We start from the raw sequence: 24,820 nt of genomic DNA, 5'->3' as shown, positions 1-24,820 counted from the left end.
GCGACGAAAGCGTTCCCCGAAGGTCCGGCCATGAAGGAGGGTAGAGCTATCAGCGTCGTCGACCACCGCCCCAAACGTGGTGAACTGCGCATCTACCTGGGCGCGGCGCCCGGTGTCGGCAAGACCTACGCCATGCTCGGCGAAGCGCACCGGCGACTGGAACGCGGCACCGACCTGGTGGCCGCCGTGGTGGAGACCCACGGCCGGCGCAAAACCGCGGAGTTGCTTGCCGGCATCGAGATGGTGCCGCCGCGCTACATCGAGTATCGCGGCGCCCGCTTCGCCGAACTCGATGTGGACGCGGTGCTCAAACGGCGCCCGCAAGTGGTGCTCGTCGACGAGCTGGCCCACACCAACGCACCCGGCAGCAAAAACCACAAACGCTGGCAAGACGTCGAGGAGCTGCTGGATGCCGGCATCACGGTGATCTCCACGGTCAACGTGCAACATCTGGAAAGCCTCAACGACGTCATCACCCAGATCACCGGCATCGAACAGCAGGAGACCCTGCCGGACTCCGTCGTGCGCCAAGCCTCGCAGATCGAACTCATCGACATCACGCCGGAAGCGCTGCGGCGCCGGCTGTCCCATGGCAACGTCTACGCTCCGGACAAAATCGACGCCGCGCTGTCGAACTATTTCCGCAGCGGAAATTTGACCGCGCTCAGGGAATTGGCGCTGCTGTGGCTGGCCGACCAGGTGGACGCCGCGCTGGCCAAGTACCGGGCGGAAAAAAAGATCACCGACACCTGGGAAGCGCGCGAGCGAGTCGTGGTCGCGGTGACCGGCGGCCCGGAATCGGAGACGTTGGTACGGCGGGCATCCCGGATAGCGTCGAAGGCCAGCGCGGAGCTGATGGTGGTGCACGTCCTGCGCGGAGACGGACTGGCCGGCGTGTCGGCCGCCCGGATGAGCAAGATCCGCGAACTGGCGGCAAGCCTCGACGCCTCGCTGCACACCGTCGTCGGTGACGACGTGGCCGGCGCGCTTTTGGATTTCGCCCGCCAGATGAACGCCACGCAGCTGGTCATCGGAACCTCGCGCCGCTCACGATGGACCCGCATCTTCGACGAAGGTATCGGTTCCGCCGTAGTGCAACGGTCCGGCAAGATCGACGTGCACATCGTCACCCACGAAGAAGCGACGCGCCGCCGGCGCCGGACATTGTCGGTTCGGCAACGACGCGTCCTGCCGTGGCTCGCGGCACTGGTCACCCCGTCGGTGATCTGCGCTCTGACGCTGGCCTGGCTGGACGACAACCTGGGCACCAGCGGGGCAAGCGCACTGTTCTTCGTGGGCGTACTCCTGGTCGCCCTGCTCGGCGGCATTGTCCCCGCGGTCGTTTCGGCGGTGCTGTCCGGCCTGCTGCTGAACTGGTTTCTGACAGACCCGCGGCACACCTTCACGATCGCCGATCCCGGCAACGCCGTCACCGAGCTGGTGTTGCTGGTGGTGGCGGTCGCGGTCGCGGTGCTCGTCGACGACGCCACCAAACGTGCCCGCGAAGCCGGCAGCGCCGCCCGGGAGGCGGAACTGCTGACCCTGTTCGCCGGTTCGGTGCTGCGCGGGGCGGATCTCGAGACGCTTCTCGAGCGGGTTCGCGAGGCGTACTCTCAGCGAGCCGTCAGCATGCTGCGCGAACACAACACCGACGAGCGGGTCACCCCCAAAAGCTACATCGTCGCCGCAGTAGGTGAGGACCCCTGCCAGACAATCGATTCCGCTGATACCGCGATCGAGGTCGGCGACGACGAGTTCTGGATGCTGCTGGCCGGCAAGAAGCTCACAACGCGTGACCGCCGGGTGCTGACCGCCGTCGCCACCCAGGCCGCAGGTCTGGTCAGGCAACGTGAGCTCACCGAGGAAGCCGGCAAGGCCGAGGCGATTGAGCAGGCCGATAAACTGCGCCGCGCGTTGCTGTCGGCGGTCAGCCACGATCTGCGGACCCCGTTGGCGGCCGCCAAAGTGGCGGTGTCGAGCCTGCGCTCCGAGGACGTTGCCTTTTCGCCGCAAGACACCGCCGAATTGCTGGCCACCATCGAAGAATCCATCGACCAGCTCACCGGCCTGGTCGGTAACCTGCTCGATTCGTCGAGGTTGGCCGCGGGCGTGATCCGCCCGGAGCTGCGCCGGGTGTACCTCGAGGAGACCGTGCAACGCGCCCTGGTGAGTATCGGCAAGGGCGCCACCGGATTCGCCCGATCCGGTGTCGACCGGGTCAAGGTCGACGTCGGCGCCACGGTGGCGATGGCCGATGCGGGGCTGCTCGAACGGGTCCTGGCCAACCTGATCGACAATGCGCTGCGCTATGCGCCCAACAGCATTGTGCGCGTCAACGCGGGGCAAGTGGCGGATCGGGTTCTGATCAACGTCATCGACGAGGGCCCCGGTATCCCCCGCGGCAGCGAGGAACTGCTTTTCGAGCCCTTCCAGCGCTTGGGGGATCACGACACCACGGCCGGTGTGGGCCTGGGCTTGTCGGTGGCGCGGGGTTTCGTCGAGGCGATGGGCGGCACGATCTCGGCGACCGACACCCCGGGCGGAGGACTCACCGTCGTTGTGGAACTCGCTGCCGCGGTGCCGACGCGCCCCGGTGGGCAGGATCCCCGTCCGCGGGTGGGGAAAGCGGCGCTCAGTGACTAGGGTGCTGGTCGTCGACGACGAGCCGCACATCCTGCGGGCGCTGAAGATCAACCTGACAGTGCGTGGCTACGAGGTCGTCACTGCCGCCACCGGAGCGAGTGCGTTACGGGCGGCCGCCGAGCACCGCCCCGACGTGGTGGTCCTCGACCTCGGACTGCCCGACGTCTCGGGCATCGAGGTGCTGGGTGGACTGCGTGGCTGGCTGACGGCTCCGGTAATCGTGCTCTCGGCCCGCACCGACTCCTCGGACAAAGTCGAGGCACTCGACGCCGGTGCCGACGACTATGTGACGAAGCCGTTCGGGATGGACGAATTCCTCGCTCGCCTGCGGGCCGCGGTGCGCCGCGGTGCAACCGCCGCCGAAACCGACCAGCCGGTGATCGAAACCTCCTCGTTCACCGTCGATCTGGCTGCCAAAAAGGTCGTCAAGAACGGCCTCGAAGTGCACCTGACGCCGACGGAATGGGGCATGCTGGAGATGCTGGCCAAAAACCGCGGCAAGCTGGTTGGCCGCGAGGAGCTGCTCAAGGAGGTGTGGGGGCCGGCGTATGCCAAGGAGACGCACTATCTGCGGGTGTATTTGGCGCAGTTGCGGCGCAAACTCGAAGACGACCCGTCACACCCGAGGCACCTGCTGACCGAGGCCGGCATGGGTTACCGCTTCGAGATGTGATGGGCTGCTGTGCTCAGGTGGCGATCGAGAGTGCGATGCCGTCGAGAATGTCGTGTTCGCTGACGGTGAGCTCCTCGATGTGGGCCCGTTCGCGCAACGCCAACGCCAGCTCTTGGACCACGATCGCCCCACCACCGATCACGTCGGCCCGGCCCGGGTGCATCGGTCCCAACGCCGCGCGCTGGGCGCACGTCATACCGATCAATTCGTCGCACACCTTCAGCAGCCGCTCGGTGTCCACCCGGGACAGATGCACGGCCGCCGAATCGTAGCTCGCCATGCCCTGGGCCAGCGCCGCAAGCGTCGTCATCGTCCCGGCCACACCCACCCAGGTGCGGGCCCGCGCCACGGGCACCGCGCGCAGGCCCGCGCTTAGCCGCTCACGCACCAGGTCTCGGCCCGCAGCCACCTCGGCCGGCGTCGGTGGATCCGAGTGCAGGCAGCGTTCGGTCACCCGCACACAGCCGATATCCGCGGAGAAGCAGGCGCTCACCTCCGACTCGCCGAGAACGATCTCGGTCGACCCGCCGCCCACATCAACAACTAGGAAAGGTGCTGCAGCACGGTCTAATTCGTCCACTGCACCCCGAAAGGACAGCTCGGCTTCCTGGGCGCCGCTGATCACTTCGGCCCGCACGCCCGCCACGTCGAGGGTCATCGCGAAAAAGTCGTCCCGATTGGCGGCGTCGCGGGCGGCCGAGGTGGCGACCATCCGCACCCGCTCGACGCCGTGCGCGGTGCCCAGGGCAGCATAGTCGGCCAGCGCGGCCCGGGTCCGGTCCAGCGCCTCGGCCGAGAGCCGGCCGGTGGCGTCGACGCCCTCGCCCAGCCGCACGATCCGCATCTCCCGGTGCACGTCGTGCAGCCGGCCGTCGACCAGGTCGGCGATCAGCAGCCGAATCGAGTTGGTACCGCAGTCAATTGCCGCGACCCTCATGCCCACTGCTCCCGCACCACAATGCCGGCCATCGAGGGCTCTCCGGCGAGCACCGCAAGCGCTTCGTCGCCGAGCGGGTTGACCCCGGGCCCCTTGGCCAGCGAGTGGGCGATCAGCGCGTGCAGGCACTTGACCCGGTCGGGCATGCCGCCCGCGGAGACCGTCGAGCCCAACGGCTCGATCGCGTCGCGTTCGGCCAGATACGACTCGTGGGCCCGCCGGTAGGCGGCGGCCAGCGCAGGCTCGCGGCGCAGCCGCTGCGTCATCTGCGCCATCATGCCCGATGACTCCAGCCGGCTCGCCGCCGCGGTCAGCACCGGATGCGTCAGGTAGTACAACGTCGGAAACGGTGTCCCATCGGACAGTTTCGGTGCGGTCTTCACCACGGCGGGTTCACCGTTGGGACAACGGTAGGAGATCTCGATCACTCCGCGCGGCCGACGGCCCAGCTGCCGGGCCAGCGCGTCGAGGTCATCCGGGTCAACCACCGTGACTATCCGGGGGCGCGGGTGCGGGCGCACCATGCGGAGCATCGGCGATGGTGTGCCACAGCGCGGTGTACCACGGCTGGCTGCCCGCCGCGGTCGGCGCCGGTGACCCGGGCCGCGCCGGAACCGCAGCCGTCGCCGGCAGCTGCACTTGGTAGGGGATCTCGCCGGGCCGCACGAAGCCGAGGCGCTCGCGGGCCTGCGCGGCGATATACGCCGGATCGGCCAGCCTGGCCTTCTGCTGTTCGAGCTCGGCGATCTGACGCCGCAGCGCGGCCTCGGCAGCGGCCAACTGCTTCATCTCGGTGCGCTGACCGAAATAGGTGCGGACCGGGCCGGCGACGGTCAGTGTCAGAACGCACACCACCGCGGCCAGGATCGCCGCCCTCCGCGCGGTCAGGCCCAGCCGCTGATCGGATCGCAACTCGGCCGACGCGGCGATCGCGCGTTTGACCGTGCGCACCGACATCGCCCGTGACCCGTGCGGCCTGCGGCGCGGGGCCGGCGACTTGCGCGGCCGGTTCGGCCCGAAATCACCGGCCTTGCCCGGCTTTCCCCGTCGCGGTGCCGGTGTGCGCCGCTTCGGGTCGGGCCGTTTCGCGTCGGGCATCACAGATTCGGCCGGCTACTTGGCATCCGGGGCGTAGCGGGGGAAGGCCAGATCGCCGGCATAGCGTGCGGCGTCGCCGAGCGCTTCCTCGATCCGCAGCAGTTGATTGTATTTGGCGACCCGCTCACTGCGCGCCGGTGCACCGGTCTTGATCTGCCCACAGCCGATGGCCACAGCCAGATCGGCGATCGTGGTGTCCTCGGTCTCACCGCTGCGGTGACTCACCATCGTGCGGTATCCGCTGTGATGGGCCAGCGCCACCGCGTCGAGAGTTTCGGTCAAGGTTCCGATCTGGTTGACCTTGACCAGCAACGCATTAGCCGCACCCTTGTCGATCCCCTCTTCGAGCCGTTCGGGGTTGGTGACGAACAGGTCGTCACCGACGATCTGCACCCGGTCCCCGAGCGCCGTCGTCAACGCCACCCAGCCGTCCCAATCATCTTCGGCCAGCGGGTCTTCGATGGAGACCAACGGATAGCAATCCAGCAGCTCGGCGTAGAACTGCGTCATCTGATCCGCGCTGAGCGTCTTGTTCTCGAACGCGTAACCACCACTGTCGGTGTAAAACTCGGTGGCCGCCGCATCCAGGGCGAGCGCCACGTCGGTGCCGAGAGCTAAACCGGCCGATTCGACGGCCAGGCCGATGACGTCCAGCGCCGCCTTGGTGCCCGGCACGTCGGGGGCAAAGCCGCCCTCGTCGCCCAATCCGGTGCTCAGGCCCTGCTTTTTCAGCTGCGCCTTGAGCGCGTGGTAGACCTCGGCGCCCCACCGCAGGGCCTCCGAGAAGCTCGGCGCCCCGATCGGGGCCACCATGAATTCCTGGACGTCGACACCGGTGTCGGCATGCACGCCACCATTGAGGATGTTCATCATCGGCACCGGCAGAATGTGTGCGTTGGGTCCACCGACATAACGGAACAGCGGCAGCCCGGCGGAATCGGCCGCCGCCTTGGCCACTGCCAGCGACACGCCGAGAATCGCGTTGGCGCCCAGCCGGGATTTGTCCGGTGTGCCGTCGAGGTCCACCAGTGCCTGGTCGACCAGCCGCTGGTCGTCGGCCGCCAGCCCGATGACGGCCGGCGCGATGTCGTCGAGCACCGCCGTCACCGCCTTCTTCACGCCCTTGCCGCCGTACCGGTCGCCGCCGTCGCGCAGCTCGACGGCCTCGTGCTCACCGGTCGACGCCCCGGAGGGCACCGCCGCGCGCGCGAACGTGGCGTCGCTGAGTGCGACCTCGACCTCGACGGTCGGGTTACCGCGGGAATCGAGGATCTCGCGGGCCCCGACCTGCTCGATGATGGGCACTGATTCTCCTTGCGTCGTCTCATCGGGTGCGCTCTTAGCCTAGACGCGGCTCACAGCGGGTGACCCGCAGCATAGGCGGTGGCCCAGTCCCGCACCGCGCGGGCGTAAGGCTGGGAATTGTTGTAGGCTCGCAGCGCGGTGATCCAGCCCCGCGGGGTAGCCAAATCCTTTCCGCGCCAACACAAATAGCCCGCAGCCGACAATGCGGCGTCGTCGATGTTGTCCACGCTGACGATGTTGTCGTTGTTGGCGTCCACCCCGTAGAGCCGCCACGTCTCGGGAATGAACTGCATCGGTCCCATGGCGCGGTCTGCGGCGGAGTCCCCGTCCAGGCCGCCCCCGTCAGTGTCGACAATGCGCAAGGTGCCGCCGGTGCCGTCGAGCCGGACCCCGCGAATAGGTGGACGAACATCCCCGTTGGGTAGCACTTTCGCGTGGCGATAGGTGCCGTGGTGGCTTTCGACCTCGCCGATGGCGGCCAACGTCGTCCAGGACAGATGACAGCGCGGATTCTCGACCTCGGCGACCCGCGCGGCGTAGCCGTACGCCTCCAAGGCGATGACCGGAATTTCCAGCTTCGGGGCACGCCGGGCCGCCCAGGCATACAGCTGGTCTGCGGGCCGTCCCCGGGCATGGGTGTCGACCGGCGGCACCGGATCCCCGGCGGGCGGGGGCACACCCTTGGGGATGGGCGTACCCAACTGCCAGGTACAACTCGACGCCAGCAGCAGCGCGGTCGCCCCCACGACGGCAACCGCCCGCACCCAACGTACCGGCGACACAGAACTCCCTTGAGCGTCTTCTCCGACCGCAGCCGTTACCCGACCATGGTCCCACGGGAAACGGCCACATTGCCCTGAAATGTGCGTGGTATCTGCGGTATACCCGCCTCGTCGGGGTTTCATGCCGCCACTCAACAGCCACCGGCGTCACCGGCGGCGGCCGGCACCGCGGCCGGCCAGTGCGCGCGCCACTCGGCCTCGCTGATCGTCCCCAGCGGCGCCGCATCCACTCCTGCGCGGCCGTCGGCTCCGCGCCGCCCGGCGGCAATCGCCTGCTCGGCGCCGCGGATCGTGTCCATCAGTTCCAAAACAGCTGTCCGCAAACCTGTTTCAGCGTCGACTTCTGCCGTTATGGTGATCGAGGTGATCTTGGCCGGTATCAGATCGGCCGGGACGCCGGCCTGGGTGGCACGCGCAATCACTTTCTGGGCCAGCGCCAAAGCCGGCTGGGCAGTGGGCACGCCATCCATCGATGATTTTCGTGGCGTCGCCTGCTTTTCCAGCGCTTTGCGCTCGTTCCACTGCGCCAGTTGGTCGGCAAGCGAAATCTTCTCTCCGGCAAGGACACCGGTTGCGCGATTACTGAGCTTGCCCAGCAGCGTATCGGCGACGTCGTCGATGGTGAACGGGTTCACCGGCGCGTCCTCGGCGATGCGGGCGTGGAAGAGCACCTGCAGCAGCACATCGCCGAGTTCCTCGCGCAGCTCGTCGGCGTTGCCGCCGCGGACCGCGTCGAAAAGTTCGTAGGTTTCCTCCAACAAGAACCGGCGCAGCGAGTCGTGGGTCTGCCGGCTTTCCCAGGGCCCGGCGACCCGCAGGGTGTCCATCATCGCCACCGCGTCGATCAGCCGCTCGCCGCGTCGCGGGTCGGGTGCGCAGATCAGCCGGTCGCCGGCGGCCAACCGCGCGCTGACCGCCGGGTGGGTGCGGTCGGAAGACAACAGGACCGGGGCATCCTCGCCGGCGTGCACCGGGCGCGCGGCCGGCAGCGACCAGGGCACCGCGACCGGCATCTCCTCGGTGTAGGCCACCTCGCCGACCAACAGGCCGACCGCCTCCACCGGGACCAACGACGGGCGGCGGGCGTCGACCAAGACGACGGTCATTGTGCTTGCCGCTCGCCGTTCGCGCTGACAGTCACCGCAAGCCCGCCTCCCACCAGGGCGGTGACCAGCTCCGAGACCATAGCGACCAGTTCGAGATCCCGGATCCGGGCTGCCCCGAGGCCACCGGAGCGCGGAATCGGCACGTGCACGGTCGCCGTGGTGGCGCGGTAGCGGGCGCCGGGATACAGCCGCGCCAGGCGCACCTGAGCGGAGTCCGGCAGCGTCAGCGGCGAGAGCCGCAGCGCGGATTCCGGGGCGGTGCTCACGTCGGTGATCCCGGCCGCACGGCACAGCAACCGCAGCCGGGCCACCGCCATCAACCGCTGAACCGGCTCGGGCAGCGGGCCGTAGCGGTCGGTCAACTCCGCCGCGACGGCGGCGACGTCGTCATCGCAGGCGGCAGCGGCCAACCGCCGATAGGCCTCCAGGCGCAGCCGGTCACTGGGGATGTAGTCCGGCGGCAGGTGCGCATCCACCGGCAAGTCGATGCGCACCTCCTTGGCTTCCCCGACCCCGGTGACGGTCTGTCCGTCGGCGGCCGCCCGGTACGCTTCCAGGGCCTCGCCGACCAACCGCACATACAGGTCGAAACCGACCCCGGCGACGTGGCCGGACTGCTCCACACCCAGCACGTTGCCGGCGCCGCGGATCTCCAGATCTTTCATCGCCACCGCCATGCCCGCACCCAGCTCGCTGTTCTGGGCGATCGTGGCCAACCGGTCGTGGGCGGTCTCGGTCAGCGGCAGGTGCGGCGGGTACAGGAAATAGGCGTACCCGCGTTCCCGGCTGCGCCCGACCCGGCCGCGCAGCTGGTGCAGCTGGGCGAGCCCGAAGGTGTCGGCGCGTTCGACGATCAGCGTGTTGGCGTTGGCGATGTCGAGACCGGTCTCCACGATCGTCGTGCACACCAGCACGTCGTAGTCGCGGTTCCAGAACCCCGCCACGGTGCGTTCGAGCAGCTCCTCGGGCATCTGCCCGTGCGCAACACCCACCCGGGCCTCGGGCACCAGAGCCCGTACCCGCGCGGCGGCCGCGTCGATCGAGCTGACCCGGTTGTGCACGTAGAAGGCCTGCCCGTCGCGCAGCAGCTCGCGGCGCAGCGCCGCGGCGATCTGCTTGTCGTCCTGCGGACCGACGTAGGTCAGCACCGGGTGGCGGTCTTCGGGCGGGGTCAGGATCGTCGACATCTCCCGGATGCCGGCCAGGCTCATCTCCAGGGTGCGCGGAATCGGGGTGGCACTCATGGTCAGCACGTCGACGTGGGTGCGCAGCGCCTTGATGTGTTCCTTGTGCTCGACGCCGAACCGCTGCTCCTCGTCGACGATGACCAGGCCGAGATCTTTCCACACCACCCCGGTCTGCAGCAGCCGGTGGGTGCCGATCACGATGTCGACGCTGCCGTCGGCCAGCCCGTGCAGCACCGCGCGGGACTCGGCGGCGTCGGTGAACCGCGACAGCGCCTTGACGGTGACCGGGAACCCCGACATCCGCTGCGTGAAGGTCTGCAGATGCTGGTCGGCCAGCAGCGTGGTGGGCACCAGCACCGCGACCTGCTTGCCGTCCTGCACCGCCTTGAACGCCGCCCGCACCGCGATCTCGGTCTTGCCGTAGCCGACGTCGCCGCAGATCACCCGGTCCATCGGCACCGGTTTTTCCATGTCGGCCTTGACCTCGCTGATCGCGGTGAGCTGGTCGACGGTCTCGGTGAACCCGAACGCGTCCTCCATCTCGGCCTGCCAGGGCGTGTCCGGGCTGAACGCGTGCCCCGGCGCGGCCTGTCGCTTGGCATACAGCGCCACCAGCTCCCCGGCGATCTCGCGGACGGCTTTGCGCGCCTTGGTCTTGGTGTTGGCCCAGTCGCTGCCGCCCAGCCTCGACAGCGCCGGCGCCGGCCCGCCGACGTAGCGCGACAACTGGTGCAGCGAATCCATCGGGACGTACAACTTGTCGGAGCCGGCGCCCCGCTTGCTCGAGGCGTACTCCAGCACCAGGTATTCACGCCGGGCCCCGCCGACGGTGCGTTCGGTCATCTCCACGAAGCGCCCGATGCCGTGCTGGTCGTGGACCACCAAGTCACCGGCGGTCAGCGCCAGCGGGTCGACGGTGTTGCGCCGCTTGGCCGCCAGCCGCCTGCCGTCGCCGGCGCTCACCCGGTTGCCGGTCAGGTCGGTTTCGGTGATGACGACCAGATCGGCGCCCGGTACGACGACGCCGTCGCGCAGCGGGCCCTTGAGCACCCCCACGACCCCGGCTCGGGGTGTCGCTTCGGGCTCTAGCATCGTTGCCGGCACGTCGGATTCGGTGAGCTGCTCGACCACGCGGTGCGCGATCCCGGTGCCGGGCGCCACGACCGCCGCATACCCGCCGGCGGCCACGTGCCCGCGCAGCATCGCAAAGATCGCGTCGATGTCGTGCTGGTGGCCGCGAGCCGACGGCGCCGCCCGGATGTCGAGTTCGACCGCCGACTCGTCGGAGAGCTGGCTCAGCGTCCACCACGGGTGCCCGGCCGCGCGGGCCGCGGCGCGCACCTCGTCGAGTGCGCACAACCCCGACCCGCCCAGCGCCTCGACGTCGATCGGCGCCCAGTTCGCGCCGCCGCCGGTGGCGGCGGCCGACCAGGACGCCTCGAGGAACTCCCGGCCGGTCCTGATCAGCTCGGCGGCGCGGGTGCGGACTTTTTCCGGGTCGCAGACCAGCACCGGGGTGTGGGCGGGCAGCTGGTCGGTCAGCAGCGCCGACTCGCCGGGACACAGCAAAGATGCGAGCGCCTCCATCCCGTCGACGGGGATGCCCGCGGCGAGTTTGGCCAGCATGTCGGCGATGCTGCCGCCGGGGGGTTGCCGGCTGCTGAGCTCGGCCGCCCGGGCGCGCACCTCGTCGGTCAGCAGCAGCTCGCGGCAGGCCACGGCGACCAGCTGCGCCACGGAGATCTCGGGAATGGATCGCTGGTCGGCCACCGAGAACATCCGGATCTCACTGACCTCGTCGCCCCAGAACTCCACCCGCAGCGGGTGCTCGGCGGTCGGCGGGAAGACGTCCAGGATGCCGCCCCGCACCGCGAAATCGCCGCGCCGGCCGACCATGTCCACCCGGGTGTAGGCCAGCTCGACCAGCCGGGCTATGACATCGTCGAAGGCGACCTCGTCGCCGACGGCGATCGTCAGCGGTTCCAGCCGGCCCAGCTGCGGGCTCATCGGCTGCAGCAGCGAGCGCACCGCGGTGACGACCACCCGCAGCGGCGGGCCCAGCCCGGCTCGGTCGGTGTCGGGGACGGGCCGGGCCAGCCGACGCAGCACCGTCAGCCGGGCGCCGACGGTGTCCACGCCGGGCGAGAGCCGTTCGTGGGGCAGCGTTTCCCAGGACGGGAACAACGCCGCCGCCGCGCCGAAAACACCCTGCAATTCGGCCGTCAGATCCTCGGCCTCGCGGCCGGTGGCGGTGACCACCAGCAGCGGACCCTGGCGCGCCAGGGCACTGGCCACCCACGGCCGTGCGGCGGCCGGTCCGACCAACGTCAGCTCGGCCGGCCGATCGGCGGCGCGCTCGATGAGTTGGGCGAACGTCGGTGCGCGAAGCGCCAACTCAACCAGCCCCGCGATCGGGGCTTCGGTTAGGGCTAGCCCCGCTGCGGTCATGATGGCGCCATTCTAGGATGCCTAGGTGCATCGACCTGAGGTCGTGCTGATTCGAAAAATTGTCTCGCGTCACGAAAAAGCCTGAGAAAGCCACGAAAACGCGTGATTGGAGCGGCCTGATGCCGAACAAAGCCGTGATCAGCCTCACCACCGGACTCGAAGACCAGGAGAAGGTGGCCGTGGCCTTCTTGGTGGCGATCGGCGCCGCCGAATCCGGGCGCCCGACACTGATGTTCCTGGCCAAGGAGGCGGTCCGGCTCGCCGTCGACGGCGTGGCTGTGGGCGTCGCCTGCGACGGCTGCCCGCCGTTGGCCGACTTGCTCACGCGTTACGCAGCCGCCGGCGGTCGGTACTACGTGTGCTCGATCTGCTTCGAATCGAAAAAACTCGACCCGAACTCGCTTGTCCCCAACGCCGAGCTGGCGGGCACCATACCGTTGTGGCAATGGATCGGCGACGAGCCCGCGACGACCTTCAGCTACTGACCGGGCCGGCCGCGGAGCGAAGCCGGCCGCCCTATTCGTCTTGCAGGTGCGGATCGGCTTCCAGATGGGTCAGACCATTCCAGACCAGGTTGACCAGGTGAGCGGCGACGACTTCCTTCTTGGGTTCGCGGGCGTCGAGCCACCACTGCGCAGTCATCGACACCGAGCCCACCAATGCCTGGGCGTAGAGCGGCGCCAGCTCGGGATCCAGGCCGCGCCGGGCGAAGTCGCCGGCCAGGATCGAGCTGACCTGGCTCACGGCGTCGTTGAGCAGGCTGGAGTAGGTGCCCGAGCTGATCGACGCCGGCGAGTCGCGGATCATGATCCGAAATCCGTCGGTGCGTTCTTCGACGTAGGTCAGCAGCGCCAGCGCCACCCGCTCGACGCGGACCCGGGACCGGTTGTTGGTCAGCGACGAGGTGATCCCGTCCAGCAGCGCCGACATCTCCCGGTCGACGACGACCGCATACAGGCCTTCTTTGCCGCCGAAGTGTTCATAGACGACCGGCTTGGACACCTTCGCGCGCTGGGCGATCTCTTCGATCGAGGTGCCGTCGTAGCCGCGCTCGGCAAACAGCGACCGGGCGATGTCGATGAGCTGGTGGCGGCGTTCGCTGCCGGTCATCCGGGGCCGTGGCGCGCGTGCTTCCCGGCCCGGCTCGTGGTCGGACACCTGGTCCGGTTCCCGGTCCGGTTCGCTGTCTGGCGCAGGCACGACTGTCAGCCTATCGGCTTGCACTAGAGTCGGGGCTGCCATCGATCCGTCGTGGTGTAATCGGCAGCACATCAGATTTTGGTTCTGAGAGTTCAGGTTCGAGTCCTGGCGACGGAGCCGGGCCCGCTTTGCCGCAAGCGTGCAGCTAATGCCACGCTTAACGGCGTGTCGGTGACAGCCGCGCACACCGGCGGCCAGGAGGTGCGAGAGATGACAGCTCACCGAGAAGCGGCGGTCCTGGTGCTGGCGGCGGGGACCGGGACCCGGATGCGCTCGGACACCCCCAAAGTGCTGCATACCCTGGGTGGGCGCAGCATGCTGGCGCATGGGCTGCACGCCATCGCCAAGGTCGCACCGCAATATCTGGTCGTGGTGCTGGGGCAAAACCGTGAGCGCATCACGCCGGTCGTGGCCGACCTGGCCGAGACATTGGGACGTCGGATCGACGTGGCGATCCAGGATCAGCAACTCGGCACCGGGCACGCGGTGTCCTGCGGCCTTGGTGCGTTGCCCGAGGACTTCGACGGGGTCGTCGTGGTGACCTCCGGCGACATCCCGCTGCTCGACGCCGAGACGCTGGCCGACCTGATCACCGCGCACAGCGCGGCGCCCGCGGCCGTCACCGTGTTGACGACGACGTTGACCGACCCGACCGGCTACGGACGGATCCTGCGCACCCAGGACCACGAGGTGATCGCGATCGTCGAGCAGGCCGACGCGACACCGTCGCAGCAGGCGATCTGCGAGGTCAACGCCGGGGTGTACGCCTTCGACGTCGCCCCGCTGCGCTCAGCGCTGCACCGGCTGTCCGCCGACAATGCCCAGCAGGAGCTCTACCTGACCGACGTGGTGTCCATCCTCCGGCAGGACGGACAGACCGTGCACGCCCGCCACGTCGACGACAGCGCCGTGGTGGCCGGCGTCAACGACCGGGTCCAGCTGGCCGAGCTGGCCGCCGAGCTCAACCGCCGGATCGTCGCCGCCCACCAGCGGGCCGGCGTCACCATCGTCGACCCGGCCACGACCTGGATCGACGTCGACGTCACCATCGGCCGCGACACGGTCGTGGCGCCCGGCACCCAGTTGCTGGGCGGCACCCGCATCGGCGGGCGGTGCACGATCGGCCCGGACACCACCTTGACCGACGTCACCGTCGGCGACGACGCGTCGGTGGTGCGCACCCACGCCATCTCGGCCTCGATCGGTGACGGCGCCTCGGTCGGCCCGTTCACCTACCTGCGGCCGGGCACCGTCCTGGGCGCCGACGGCAAGCTGGGCGCGTTCGTCGAGACCAAGAACTCCACGATCGGCGCGGGCACCAAGGTGCCGCACCTGACCTATGTCGGCGACGCCGACATCGGTGAGCACAGCAACATCGGCGCCTCCAGTGTCTTCGTCAACTACGACGGCGAATCCAAGCAGCGCACCCGGATCGGCTCGCACGTGCGCACCGGCTCGGACACCATGTTCGTCGCCCCGGTGACCGTCGGCGACGGCGCCTACACCGGGGCCGGCACCGTGGTGCGCAGCGACGTGCCGCCCGGGGCGCTGGCCGTGTCGGCGGGTCCGCAACGCAATATCGAGAACTGGGTGCAGCGCAAGCGGCCGGGCAGCGCCGCCGCGCGGGCCGCCGCCAAAGCCAACGCCGCCGCCGAGCCGGATACGATCCGCCCCGGTGAGAAGGCCTAGAATTTTGAGCCGGGCCATCAGGCCACCTCTCGATTCGAACGGCAGGGGCAGCACGTGAGCCGCGACTGGAGCGACAACCGCAAAAACCTGATGCTCTTCTCGGGTCGTGCGCATCCCGAGCTGGCTGAACAGGTCGCCAAGGAACTCGACGTCCACATCACCGAGCAGACCGCGCGGGATTTCGCCAACGGGGAGATCTTCGTGCGGTTCCACGAATCGGTGCGGGGCTGCGACGCGTTCGTGCTGCAGTCGCACCCGGATCCGTTGAACAAGTGGCTGATGGAACAACTGATCATGCTCGACGCGCTCAAACGCGGCAGCGCCAAGCGGATCACCGCGGTCTTGCCGTTCTACCCCTACGCCCGGCAGGACAAAAAACACCGCGGCCGCGAACCGATCTCCGCGCGCCTGGTCGCCGACCTGCTCAAGACCGCCGGTGCCGACCGGATCGTCACGGTCGACCTGCACACCGACCAGGTCCAGGGCTTTTTCGACGGTCCCGTCGACCACATGCGCGCGCAGAACCTGCTGACCGGCTACCTCAAGGACAACTACCCCGGCCACGACATGGCGGTGGTCTCCCCTGATTCCGGCCGGGTGCGCGTCGCCGAGAAGTGGGCCGACGCGTTGGGTGGCGTTCCGCTGGCCTTCATCCACAAGACCCGGGACCCGCAGGTACCAAACCACGTCAAGTCCAACCGTGTCGTCGGCGAAGTCAGCGGCAAGACCTGCATTCTCATCGACGACATGATCGACACCGGCGGCACCATCGCCGCCGCGGTGCCCCTACTGAAGGAGGCCGGCGCCGGCGACGTGGTCGTCGCCGCCACCCACGGGGTGCTGTCCGACCCCGCTCCCACGACGCTGGCCGAGTGCGGCGCCCGCGAAGTGATCGTCACCAACACGCTCCCGATCGGCGAGACCAAACGTTTCAACCAGCTCACGGTGTTGTCGATCGCGCCGTTGCTGGCCAGCACGATCCGTGCTGTCTTCGAAAACGGCTCGGTCACCGGTCTTTTCGACGGGAACGCCTAGTTGGTCGACGTCCGCGCCGCGCTATGAGGCGGCTGGTTGGCGCAGCCGGCGCGGCAGCCGCGCTGACACTGGCCGGCTGCGGGCCCGACACTCCCGACTACCAGTCGATCTGGACGACAACGACACCGAGCACCACCGCCACCACCCCGCACGAGCGGCCGGTGCCGTTTTCGCAGTATCTGGACAGTGCCGGCATCGGTGTGCAGCAGGTGGCACTGGACTCGCTGGCCGGCCTGCGGGTGTCGATGCCGACACCACCGGGCTGGACCAGGCACACCAGCCCCAATCTCAGCCCGATGACCGAGGTCATCGCCAAGAACGACACCTATCCCACGGCCATGCTCATGGCGTTCAAGCTCAACGGCGACTTCGATCCGGCCGAAGTGGTCAAGCACGCCAACGACGACGCCGTGCTGGCCGAGAACTTCAAACAGCTAGACGCCTCGAACGCCGACTTCCACGGCTTCCCGTCGTCGATGATCCAGGGCAGCTATGACCTGGGCGGAACACGGTTGCGCAGCTACAACCGGGTCGTCTTCGCCACCGGCGGCCCGCCGGAGCACCAGCGCTACCTGGTGCAGCTCGCCATCACCAGCCTGGCCGACCAGGCCGTCACCCAGGCCGGCGACATCGAAATGATCATCAACGGGTTCACCGTCGCCAGATTTCCGCCCTGAGGGGCCGATGCGCTACCCTAACCGGGCGTCACGGCGAGGGCGGCCCGCACCGGGCCGCCGTCATCGACGGGGACCGCGAGGGTTGTCGCGATGCCGGCCGTGCTGACACAGGAGCGACACCATGACTACACCACGGGCGTCGGCCGTCAACGAGCTGACCGCCACGGTCCGCACTCAGACCGGCAAGGGCGCGTCCCGGCGGGCGCGGCGCGCCGGCAGGATTCCCGCCGTCCTCTACGGGCACAACACCGCGCCCCAGCACCTGGAACTGCCCGGCCACGATTTCGCCGCGGTGCTGCGCCACGCCGGCACCAACGCGGTGCTGACCCTCGACATCGACGGGACCCAGCAGTTGGCGTTGACCAAGGCGCTCGCCATCCACCCGATCCGCCGCACCATCCAACACGCCGATCTGCTGCTGGTGCGTCGCGGTGAGAAAGTCGTCGTCGAGATCGCCGTCGAGATCGAGGGCGACGCCGCACCGGGCACCCTGGTCACCCAGGAGGCCAACACCATCGAGGTCGAGGCCGAAGCGCTGTCGATTCCCGAGCAGCTGACGGTGTCGATCGAGGGCGCCGAACCGGGCACACAGTTCACCGCCGGGCGAATCCCGCTGCCGGCCGGCGTGAGCCTGGTGTCCGACCCGGAGCTGCTGGTCGTCAACGTGGTCAACGCCCCGAGCGCCGAGGAACTCGCGGCCGAGGGCGCCGGCGAGGAAGCACCCGCCGAAGAGGCCACCCAAGCCGAGGCGCCCACAGCCGAGTCCGACTAGCGCATGGCCGAGCCCCGGCTGGTGGTCGGCCTTGGCAACCCGGGAGCGCACTACGCCCAGACGCGACACAACCTGGGTTATCTGGTCGCCGACATTCTCGCTGCACGGCTGGGCTCGACCTTCAAGGCACACAAGCGATCCGGTGCCCAGATCGCCACCGGTCGGCTCGGCGGACAATCGGTGGTGCTGGCCAAACCGCGCACCTACATGAACGATTCCGGCCGTCATGTCGCTCCGCTGGCCAGGTTCTATTCGGTAGCACCCGCCGACATCATCGTCATCCACGACGATCTCGACCTGGACTTCGGCCGGATCCGGCTCAAGATCGGCGGCGGCGAGGGCGGCCACAACGGGCTGCGCTCAGTGGTGGCCGCGCTGGGCACCAAGGATTTCGCGCGGGTGCGCATCGGGATCGGGCGTCCGCCGGGCCGCCAGGATCCGGCGGCGTTCGTGCTGGAGGGCTTCACCGCCGCCGAGCGTGCGGAGGTGCCCACCATCTGCGAGCAGGCCGCCGACGCCACCGAGCTGCTCCTCGAACACGGGCTGGAGCCGGCGCAAAACGTCGTGCACGCCTGGTCGTGAGGCGACCGGGTGCCGTGCACAGTGGTCGAACCTCACGACTGCCCGGACGGCGACCGGAGAGCCGCCATCCCGGGCTCGATTCACGGCGACGAGTCCCACGAGCTGTTCGGCGCCGCCGTCGGAAAGATCGACGACAGCGGCAACACCACCCCGGTGGCCGAATGGAATATCGGCGTCGATCCCGAAGCAACCGCCGAGGTGTTGGCGGTCTTCAACCGCGCCGAGCAGCCACCGATCCTGTAACGGTTGGACCTGACGTCTATGTCGAGGTGACCGGCTCGCTGTCCCGCTTCGAGCGGTTCACCACCCGGGTGGCAGGGTTGGCGCGTCGACTCCGGTGAACCGTTCCCCGTGCCCGAGTCAGCCCGACGGCGACGGCGGCAGGCCCAACACCGACACCGTGTTATTAAAGAAGTCGGTGACATACACCTCCCCGGCACTCGTGACACCCTCCGGAGCGACCGCCACCCCGTCCGGACCATCAAAACCGGTGATGGTGTAGCTGACGGTGTCGGTGGCGGGGTTGATCACCGACACCGACTTGGCTAATCCGTCGGTGACGTAGACGTCTCCGGCATTTGTGACCCCGTCGGGGGCGACCGCCACCCCGAGAGGGTACGAGCCGACGGGGATGGTGGCGACGACCTTGTCGGTGGCGGGGTCAATCACCGACACCGTCTCACCGTCAGCGTTGGTGACGTAGACGTCCCCGGCGCCGGTGACACCGCCGGGGGCGACCGCCACCCCGATCGGGGACGAGCCGACGGTGATGGTGCTGACTTGATCAGTGGTGAGGTTGACCACCGACACCGTGCCACTGCCGGAGTCGGCGACGTAGACGTCCCCGGCACCGGTGACACCCTCGGGCGCCACCGCCACCCCAAACGGGTCCTCGCCGACGGTGATGGTGGCGACGACCTCGCGGGTGGCGGGGTCAATCACCGACACCGACTTGCCTAATTCGTTGGCGACGTAGACATCGCCGGCACCGCTGACCCCGTCGGGCGCGACCGCCACCGCGACCGGTCCCGAGCCGACGGTGATGGTGGCGACGACCTTGTCGTTGGCGGGGTCAATCACCGCCAGAGAGTTGCCGAATTTGTCGGTGACGTAGACGTCGCCGGCACCGCTGACCCCGTCGGGCGCGACCGCCACCCCGACCGGTTCCCCGCCGACGGTGATGGTGGCGACGACCTTGTCGTTGGCGGGATCAATCACCGACACCGTCTCACCGTCAGCGTTGGTGACGTAGACGTCGCCGGCACCGCTGACACCCTCGGGCGCGACCGCCACCCTGGACGGGCCCGAGCCGACGGGGATGGTGTTGATGATCTGATACTGCGGCGTGCCGCCGGCGCCGCCGGCCCCACCGGCCCCGCCGGCCCCGCCGGTGCTGCCGGTCGGGACCACTCCGGGCGTGCCAGGGGTGCCGGGCTCCCCGGGCACGCCCTCGCCGGTGCCCCCGGACCCACCGGGCCCGCCCTGCCCGCCTGGCCCACCCAGGCCGGCCACGCCGGCGTTCCCACCGGTGCCACCGTCACCCCCGTGACCACCGTCGCCGCCGGGCCCGGACGGATTGTCATAGCCGGCCCCGCCTTCTCCACCTTCCCCACCGTGTCCGCCGGCCCCGATCAGCCACCCCCCGTGCCCGCCGTCACCGCCGACACCGCCATTGCCACCGGCGCCACCGGCGCCACCCTCGTCACCATCAGCACCCGCCCCACCGGCCCCACCGGCACCGCCGGCACCGCCGTTGCCGAACAACCCCGCATGACCACCGGCACCCCCGGGCCCGCCGGGCTCGCCGTCAATCCCGGCCCCGCCGACACCCCCGGCCCCGCCATCACCGAGCAACACCCCACCAGCACCGCCGGCGCCCCCGGGCCCGCCATCGACCCCGGCCCCACCAGCACCGCCATCCCCGAACAACCCCGCCGAACCCCCAACCCCCCCAGCACCCCCATCAACTCCCGCCACCCCGGCACCGCCGTTGCCGGCAATAAAGCCGCCATCACCTTGATTCCCGAACAACCCCGGATCCAGCCGACCCAGCAGCGACGTGTTGACCCCGCTGAACCCATCAATCCCGTTGCCGATCACATCGCGGCCGAACAAGAAAACCGACGGCGCATTGATCACCTCGTTCACCACGCCACCGACCGGGCTGGTGATCCAAGCCTGCGTCGCCCCCGTCACCGCGGTGTTCAGATCGGCCACCAACCCCACCAACACCGAATCCACCCCCGCACCCGCATCAGCACCGGCCAGCGGATCCACCCCCGCACCGATCGCACTCCACAGCGGATCCAGCACCAGATCCCACACATCGGCACGCGCACCCGGCGCCCCCACCATCGGCATCACCGCCGCCCACACCGCCCCCGCCGTGCTGCCCACCCCCACCACCCGCCGACCCCGACCCGAACGCTTCTGCCGTGACCCCACGACCGCACCCCTTCCTGGGACATAACTGACAAAATACTAAGCAACTCTCAGGTAAGCGCGCAATGCGAACCCGCGCCAGTGCCACTCTCGGCGAGCGCACCACCCACACTCCACGCATCGAAGCCATCACCGCTGCTCACCTCGAAACGCAGAACAGTCGTCCGACGTAGCCGCCGTCGGCCCACACCAGTGGAACGGTGACGAAGCCCTCTGGCACCGCGGCCTGCTAGCCGAAATGCGGTTTGCCCGTGTTGCACCGAGGCCGGGGTGAGGAGCACGCCCAGCAGCAGACACATCGCTGCAGCCCGACGGGTTGCGGCCGTTGATTTTCTTGCCGCTCCATGATCGCGGGTAAGCTCAGCTCAGGTGACCAGCGCGACGGAGTTGGCCCGGCGCAGCTTGCCGGACGGGGTCTTCGGGATTGTTCCGGGACCCAGCACCACGACATTGCGGGGCCGCACATCCACCTCGGTGACCACCTCGTGGGCGACTTGGTGCTCGATGCGGCGCACCTCGGCGGGATCTTCGAAGGCGTTGGACTCGACGGCGACGGCGAAGGTCTCCCGCGAATGCCCAGCGTCCAGCCGTACCGCCACCGCGCAGCCCGGACGCACCCCCTCGACACGGCATGCCGCGCGCTCGATGTCGGTCGGGTAGATGTTGCGGCCGGCCATGATGATGACGTCCTTGACGCGGCCGCACACCACGAGGTGGCCGTTCTCCATCTGGTAGCCGAGGTCACCGGTGTCATACCAACCGTGCTCGTCCTGGGCCGGAATGAACCCGCCCATCGTGACATAGCCCGGAGTCAGCGATTCACCGCGCAACTCGATCACTCCCACACCCCGCGGCGGCAGCACATTGCCGTCCTCGTCGACGATGCGGGCCTCCAGACCGTCGAGCAGCGGGCCGAGCGAGGCCAGCCGGCGGGTGTTTCCCTTGGTTGCCGGCACCGCGCGGCGCAGCACGCTGAGCAGGTCGGCGTCGACCTCGTCGACGATCAAGCCTTGTTCCACCGGCGAGAACGACACCGCCAACGTGGTCTCGGCCATGCCGTACGCGGGCAGGATGGCCTCGGGCCGCAGCCCGAATGGCCGGCCCGCGTCGATCAGGTCCTCGACGTCGGCCGGATCCACCGGCTCGGCACCCGACATCGCGATCCGCAGCGTCGACAAGTCGAACTGGCCGGGTCGGGCCTGCTTGCGCAGTCGCTTGGCGAACAGCGAGTAGGCGAAGTTCGGGCCGCAGATGAAGGTGCCCTTGTATTTGTCGATCAGCTTGGCCCACAGCAGCGTGTCGCGCAGGAAGTCCATCGGGGTGACCTTGACCAGCTCAGCCCCGAAGTACATCGGCACGGTCAAAAAGCCGATCATGCCCATGTCGTGAAACAACGGCAGCCAGCTGATCATCACGTCGGTCTCGAGGTTGTACTTGACGCCGACGAACATCGCCTCGACGTTGGAGTACACGTTGCGGTGGGTGATCTGGACGGCTTTGGGTGATCCGGTCGAGCCCGACGTCAGCTGCATCAGCGCCAGGTCGTCCTCGTCGGTGTCGATCGGGTCGGTCGGATCGGCGGCCAGCAGCTGCTCGACGGTCAGCACGGTGACACCGCGCTCCGCGAGCACCGGCGCAGCGGCCGTGAACGGCTCGGAGACAATGACCGCCTTCGCTTCGATCATGTCGATGACGTTGGTCGTGTCCTGGGCCCAGACCGCCAGGTCGGTGCGCGGGGTGGGCTGGTGCAGCATGGTCAGGCTGGCCCCGCGCATCCACAGCCCCTGCGCGGTCGGCGCGATTTCCACCGGCGCGCCGACGAGCACCCCGACCGCGTCGCGGTGGCCGATCCCCGCCGCGGCCAGGCCGCCGGCCACCCGGCGGGCGCGCTGGTGAACCTGCGCCCAGGTGTGCCGCACCGGGTGATGCGGTTCGCCGGTCACCATGCCGTTTTTGCTCTCGCGAGCGTTGCGGTACATGTTCTCGGTAAACCTGCTCACGAAAACCTCCTCACCGGTGGCGGTGTTTTCCCCACACCCGCAAATCCCAGCCTCCCCCGACCGCGCGGCGCTCGACAGTAGGCGCGCGCACACGATTGGGGATCGGTTGGGTGTCGAATCGGCGCTAAATCGGCTCGCATGCGCAACGTTTCGATATCGGCGCGAACACGGCCCGCGGGATCACCCGACCACCCGCCGGCCCGCCCACCGAGTTTGCCGGCGGGCGAGGCAGTCGGGCGCACTTCTTGACCGCTATCCGTCACCGCGGACCATCTTAAACTCCTCTTAAATAACTGCCAAACGCGCACGCCGGGCTCATCCGCCGGTCGCCGGCGTGGGCACCACCCGGGCGCCGTGCACCGGGCCGCTGGCCACCCGCACGGTGCGGCACACCCCGGCCCCAGACAGCCGGGCGGCGGCGTCGACCGCGGCCCGCATCGACCGGCACAGAAACGCGCACGTCGGTCCCGAGCCCGACACGATGCCCGCCAGCGCACCCGCCTCCACGCCGGCCCGCAACACCCGGCGCAGCGCCGGGTCGATGCTCACCGCGGCCGCCTGCAGTTCGTTACCCAGCAGCGGCGCCAGCTGCTCGGGGTCACCGGCGGCCAGCGCCGCCAGCACCGGCCCGGGTTCGCCCAGCCGCGTCGGGGACCCGACCTGCCGGAGCCGGTCCAGCTCGCTGAACACCGCCGGGGTCGACAGGCCGCCGTCGGCGAGCGCCAGCACCCAGTGGAAGGTGTTGCGGGCCAGCACCGCGGCCAGCTCCTCGCCCCGGCCGGTGCCCAGCGCGGTGCCGCCGTGCAGCGCGAACGGCACGTCGCTGCCCAGCCGGGCGGCCAGCATGTGCAAGTCGCGGCGCGGCACGGCCAGCTCCCACAGCGCATTCATCGCGACCAGCACCGCCGCGGCGTCCGCACTGCCCCCGGCCATGCCGCCGGCCACCGGAATGGACTTGTCGATCGAGATCGAGACATCCGGTGCCCGGCCGACGTGCTCGGCCATCAGCGCAGCCGCCTGCCAGGCCAGATTGCGCTCATCGGTGGGTAACTGCTCGGCGCCTTCGCCGCGCAACTCCAGCGACAAGACGTCGGCGTTGCGGACCGTCACCTCGTCGACCAGCGAGACCGCCTGAAACATCGTGGTCAGTTCGTGATAGCCGTCGTCACGGCGGTCACCCACGGCCAGATACAGGTTGATCTTGCCGGGCACCCGCACGGTGATCGACCCTGTGGGCACCCACTGAGCAGCGGTGTTTCCGTCCAACGGCACGGCACGAGACTAGCGCCGGAACCTACTCGGTGGACATGGTTGAGGCCGCCGGTGAGCTTGGCGGCTCCGTCGTCGACCGGCAAGCCGGCCGAGGCGGGCATGCCACAGTGTATTTGGGCGCACACAGCGGGGCGTCCGGATCAGCTGGTTGCGCTCGAGCCGAGCCGTATTGGCTGGCGATGCAATTCGTCGACGGGGGCAAATTCTCCCGGCCGCAAAGTCAACCGAATCGGCTCGCGGCGCTGGCGCAGATCGCCGACGCGTTGGATTACGCCCACCGTCACGGCATCGTCCACGCCGACGTCGAACCGGCCAACATCCTGGTTGCCGACGACTTCTCACGATTCGAGGCGTACCTGATCGATTTCGAGGTCGCGCGAGCGGTTGTCGACGATATCTTTCGTCGCCCCAAAGATCTGCAGGCCGCCTGGGCGCCGTCGGCCGCGACGGACAGGCGGCACCGGCGGCGTCGGCGGCTTCGCGACCATTACGAACATCTATGACAGCGGCAACACCAACACCGCCACCGGCGGGGCCGGCGGGGCCGGCGCCACCGGCACCGTCGGCGGCGACGGCGGGGCCGGCGGCAGCGCCTCCACCGCCGGAACCGGAAACGTCACCCCCGGCACCGGCGGCGACGGCGGCACCGGCACCGTCGGTGACGGCGGCGAGGGCGGCCAAGGCGGTAACGCCCAAATCGACAACGCCGCCAACACCCATACCGCCCTCGGCGGCACCGGCGGCACCGGCGGCAACTCCACCGGCACCAGCGACATAACCAGCAACGGCGGCCTCGGCGGCAACGGCGGCAACGCCAGCATCGATGCCACCACCTCGACGGCGAACGCCGTCGGCGGCACCGGCGGCGACGGCGGCAACGCCAGCGCCGGCCAAGGCGGGAGCGGCGGCGTCGGCGGCACCGCATTCAACGACGGGACCGGAAGCGCCGCCGGCGGCGCCGCCGGGACCGGC

The 24,820-nt window shown here is 69.2% G+C and carries 21 protein-coding genes, 1 tRNA gene and 1 pseudogene; 12 read left to right on the top strand and 11 right to left on the bottom strand.

Annotated features, from left to right (window positions below; translation table 11 throughout):
- The first annotated feature begins 30 nt into the window (after positions 1 to 30).
- A complete protein-coding gene (locus F6Q13_RS13150; RefSeq protein ID WP_293057067.1) occupies positions 31 to 2,643 on the top strand; it encodes a sensor histidine kinase KdpD in 2,613 nt (870 codons plus the stop codon).
- Positions 2,636 to 3,316 (top strand): response regulator, encoded by a 681-nt coding sequence (locus tag F6Q13_RS13145; protein ID WP_293057065.1) that lies wholly within the window; start codon positions 2,636 to 2,638, stop codon positions 3,314 to 3,316. The genes F6Q13_RS13150 and F6Q13_RS13145 overlap by 8 nt, the downstream gene beginning before the upstream one ends.
- Before the next feature lie 13 nt (positions 3,317 to 3,329).
- Here F6Q13_RS13145 and F6Q13_RS13140 read toward each other — a convergent pair whose 3' ends face one another.
- The 7 genes from F6Q13_RS13140 to mfd all read right to left on the bottom strand — a co-directional run bounded on the left by F6Q13_RS13140 (position 3,330) and on the right by mfd (position 12,179).
- Positions 3,330 to 4,253 carry a Ppx/GppA phosphatase family protein gene (locus F6Q13_RS13140; protein ID WP_293057064.1) on the bottom strand — a complete coding sequence of 308 codons (924 nt, stop codon included), beginning with the start codon at positions 4,251 to 4,253 and terminating at the stop codon, positions 3,330 to 3,332.
- A complete protein-coding gene (locus tag F6Q13_RS13135; protein WP_293057062.1) occupies positions 4,250 to 4,741 on the bottom strand; it encodes a DUF501 domain-containing protein in 492 nt (163 codons plus the stop codon). The genes F6Q13_RS13140 and F6Q13_RS13135 overlap by 4 nt, the downstream gene beginning before the upstream one ends.
- Positions 4,734 to 5,351: a septum formation initiator family protein gene (locus F6Q13_RS13130; RefSeq protein WP_293057060.1), complete on the bottom strand. Its 618-nt coding sequence runs from the start codon at positions 5,349 to 5,351 to the stop codon at positions 4,734 to 4,736. The genes F6Q13_RS13135 and F6Q13_RS13130 overlap by 8 nt, the downstream gene beginning before the upstream one ends.
- A gap of 15 nt (positions 5,352 to 5,366) precedes the next feature.
- A complete protein-coding gene (eno, locus tag F6Q13_RS13125) occupies positions 5,367 to 6,656 on the bottom strand; it encodes a phosphopyruvate hydratase (protein WP_293057057.1) in 1,290 nt (429 codons plus the stop codon).
- Positions 6,657 to 6,706: 50 nt separating this feature from the next.
- Positions 6,707 to 7,438 carry a lytic transglycosylase domain-containing protein gene (locus F6Q13_RS13120; RefSeq protein ID WP_293057055.1) on the bottom strand — a complete coding sequence of 244 codons (732 nt, stop codon included), beginning with the start codon at positions 7,436 to 7,438 and terminating at the stop codon, positions 6,707 to 6,709.
- Positions 7,439 to 7,569: 131 nt separating this feature from the next.
- Positions 7,570 to 8,544: a nucleoside triphosphate pyrophosphohydrolase gene (locus tag F6Q13_RS13115; RefSeq protein WP_293057052.1), complete on the bottom strand. Its 975-nt coding sequence runs from the start codon at positions 8,542 to 8,544 to the stop codon at positions 7,570 to 7,572.
- Positions 8,541 to 12,179, bottom strand: a complete 3,639-nt coding sequence (gene mfd, locus F6Q13_RS13110; RefSeq protein ID WP_293057050.1) for a transcription-repair coupling factor — start codon at positions 12,177 to 12,179, stop codon at positions 8,541 to 8,543. Before mfd ends, F6Q13_RS13115 begins: the two co-directional genes overlap by 4 nt.
- A 119-nt stretch (positions 12,180 to 12,298) precedes the next feature.
- Here mfd and F6Q13_RS13105 point away from each other — a divergent pair, with 119 nt between their 5' ends.
- Positions 12,299 to 12,664, top strand: coding sequence for a DsrE family protein (locus F6Q13_RS13105; protein WP_293057048.1), 366 nt, complete (start codon positions 12,299 to 12,301; stop codon positions 12,662 to 12,664).
- Between the two features lie 31 nt (positions 12,665 to 12,695).
- On the opposite strand, the gene F6Q13_RS13100 is transcribed toward F6Q13_RS13105, so the two are convergent.
- Positions 12,696 to 13,289: a TetR/AcrR family transcriptional regulator gene (locus F6Q13_RS13100; protein ID WP_293057075.1), complete on the bottom strand. Its 594-nt coding sequence runs from the start codon at positions 13,287 to 13,289 to the stop codon at positions 12,696 to 12,698.
- 135 nt (positions 13,290 to 13,424) lie between these two features.
- On the opposite strand from F6Q13_RS13100, the gene F6Q13_RS13095 reads away from it, so the two are divergent.
- From F6Q13_RS13095 to F6Q13_RS13065, 7 genes are all read left to right on the top strand, one after another.
- Positions 13,425 to 13,496, top strand: a tRNA-Gln gene (locus F6Q13_RS13095).
- A 93-nt stretch (positions 13,497 to 13,589) separates the two neighbouring features.
- Positions 13,590 to 15,068: a bifunctional UDP-N-acetylglucosamine diphosphorylase/glucosamine-1-phosphate N-acetyltransferase GlmU gene (gene glmU, locus F6Q13_RS13090; RefSeq protein ID WP_293057072.1), complete on the top strand. Its 1,479-nt coding sequence runs from the start codon at positions 13,590 to 13,592 to the stop codon at positions 15,066 to 15,068.
- Between the two features lie 54 nt (positions 15,069 to 15,122).
- Positions 15,123 to 16,103 (top strand): ribose-phosphate diphosphokinase, encoded by a 981-nt coding sequence (locus F6Q13_RS13085; protein ID WP_293057046.1) that lies wholly within the window; start codon positions 15,123 to 15,125, stop codon positions 16,101 to 16,103.
- Between the two features lie 23 nt (positions 16,104 to 16,126).
- A complete protein-coding gene (locus tag F6Q13_RS13080) occupies positions 16,127 to 16,780 on the top strand; it encodes an LpqN/LpqT family lipoprotein (protein ID WP_293057044.1) in 654 nt (217 codons plus the stop codon).
- Positions 16,781 to 16,901: 121 nt separating this feature from the next.
- Positions 16,902 to 17,552, top strand: coding sequence for a 50S ribosomal protein L25/general stress protein Ctc (locus F6Q13_RS13075; RefSeq protein WP_293057042.1), 651 nt, complete (start codon positions 16,902 to 16,904; stop codon positions 17,550 to 17,552).
- Positions 17,553 to 17,555: 3 nt separating this feature from the next.
- The gene (pth, locus tag F6Q13_RS13070) at positions 17,556 to 18,134 is read left to right on the top strand and encodes an aminoacyl-tRNA hydrolase (RefSeq protein ID WP_293057039.1); all 579 of its coding nucleotides are present in this window, start codon (positions 17,556 to 17,558) and stop codon (positions 18,132 to 18,134) included.
- Positions 18,135 to 18,143: 9 nt separating this feature from the next.
- The gene (locus F6Q13_RS13065; protein ID WP_293057078.1) at positions 18,144 to 18,377 is read left to right on the top strand and encodes a hypothetical protein; all 234 of its coding nucleotides are present in this window, start codon (positions 18,144 to 18,146) and stop codon (positions 18,375 to 18,377) included.
- Between the two features lie 117 nt (positions 18,378 to 18,494).
- On the opposite strand, the gene F6Q13_RS13060 is transcribed toward F6Q13_RS13065, so the two are convergent.
- From F6Q13_RS13060 to F6Q13_RS13050, 3 genes are all read right to left on the bottom strand, one after another.
- On the bottom strand, positions 18,495 to 20,531 hold the full coding sequence (locus F6Q13_RS13060) for a hypothetical protein (RefSeq protein ID WP_293057037.1): 2,037 nt from the start codon (positions 20,529 to 20,531) through the stop codon (positions 18,495 to 18,497).
- A gap of 410 nt (positions 20,532 to 20,941) precedes the next feature.
- Positions 20,942 to 22,576: a fatty acyl-AMP ligase gene (locus tag F6Q13_RS13055; protein ID WP_293057035.1), complete on the bottom strand. Its 1,635-nt coding sequence runs from the start codon at positions 22,574 to 22,576 to the stop codon at positions 20,942 to 20,944.
- Between the two features lie 315 nt (positions 22,577 to 22,891).
- The gene (locus F6Q13_RS13050) at positions 22,892 to 23,848 is read right to left on the bottom strand and encodes a 4-(cytidine 5'-diphospho)-2-C-methyl-D-erythritol kinase (protein WP_293057033.1); all 957 of its coding nucleotides are present in this window, start codon (positions 23,846 to 23,848) and stop codon (positions 22,892 to 22,894) included.
- A 35-nt stretch (positions 23,849 to 23,883) separates the two neighbouring features.
- Between F6Q13_RS13050 and F6Q13_RS13045 the strand changes: the two genes are divergently transcribed.
- Both F6Q13_RS13045 and F6Q13_RS13040 read left to right on the top strand, forming a co-directional pair.
- A complete protein-coding gene (locus F6Q13_RS13045; RefSeq protein ID WP_293057069.1) occupies positions 23,884 to 24,351 on the top strand; it encodes a lipopolysaccharide kinase InaA family protein in 468 nt (155 codons plus the stop codon).
- A pseudogene (locus F6Q13_RS13040) lies at positions 24,233 to 24,820 on the top strand (hypothetical protein); the annotation flags it as partial. The gene F6Q13_RS13045 and the pseudogene F6Q13_RS13040, both read left to right, overlap by 119 nt.

Origin of the sequence: Mycobacterium sp. (assembly GCF_008709575.1) — a bacterium.
In the GTDB taxonomy this organism is placed as follows: Bacteria; Actinomycetota; Actinomycetes; order Mycobacteriales; family Mycobacteriaceae; genus Mycobacterium.
Note: the sequence above shows the minus strand (reverse complement) of the source record. Positions and strands in the feature narration are given on the sequence as shown.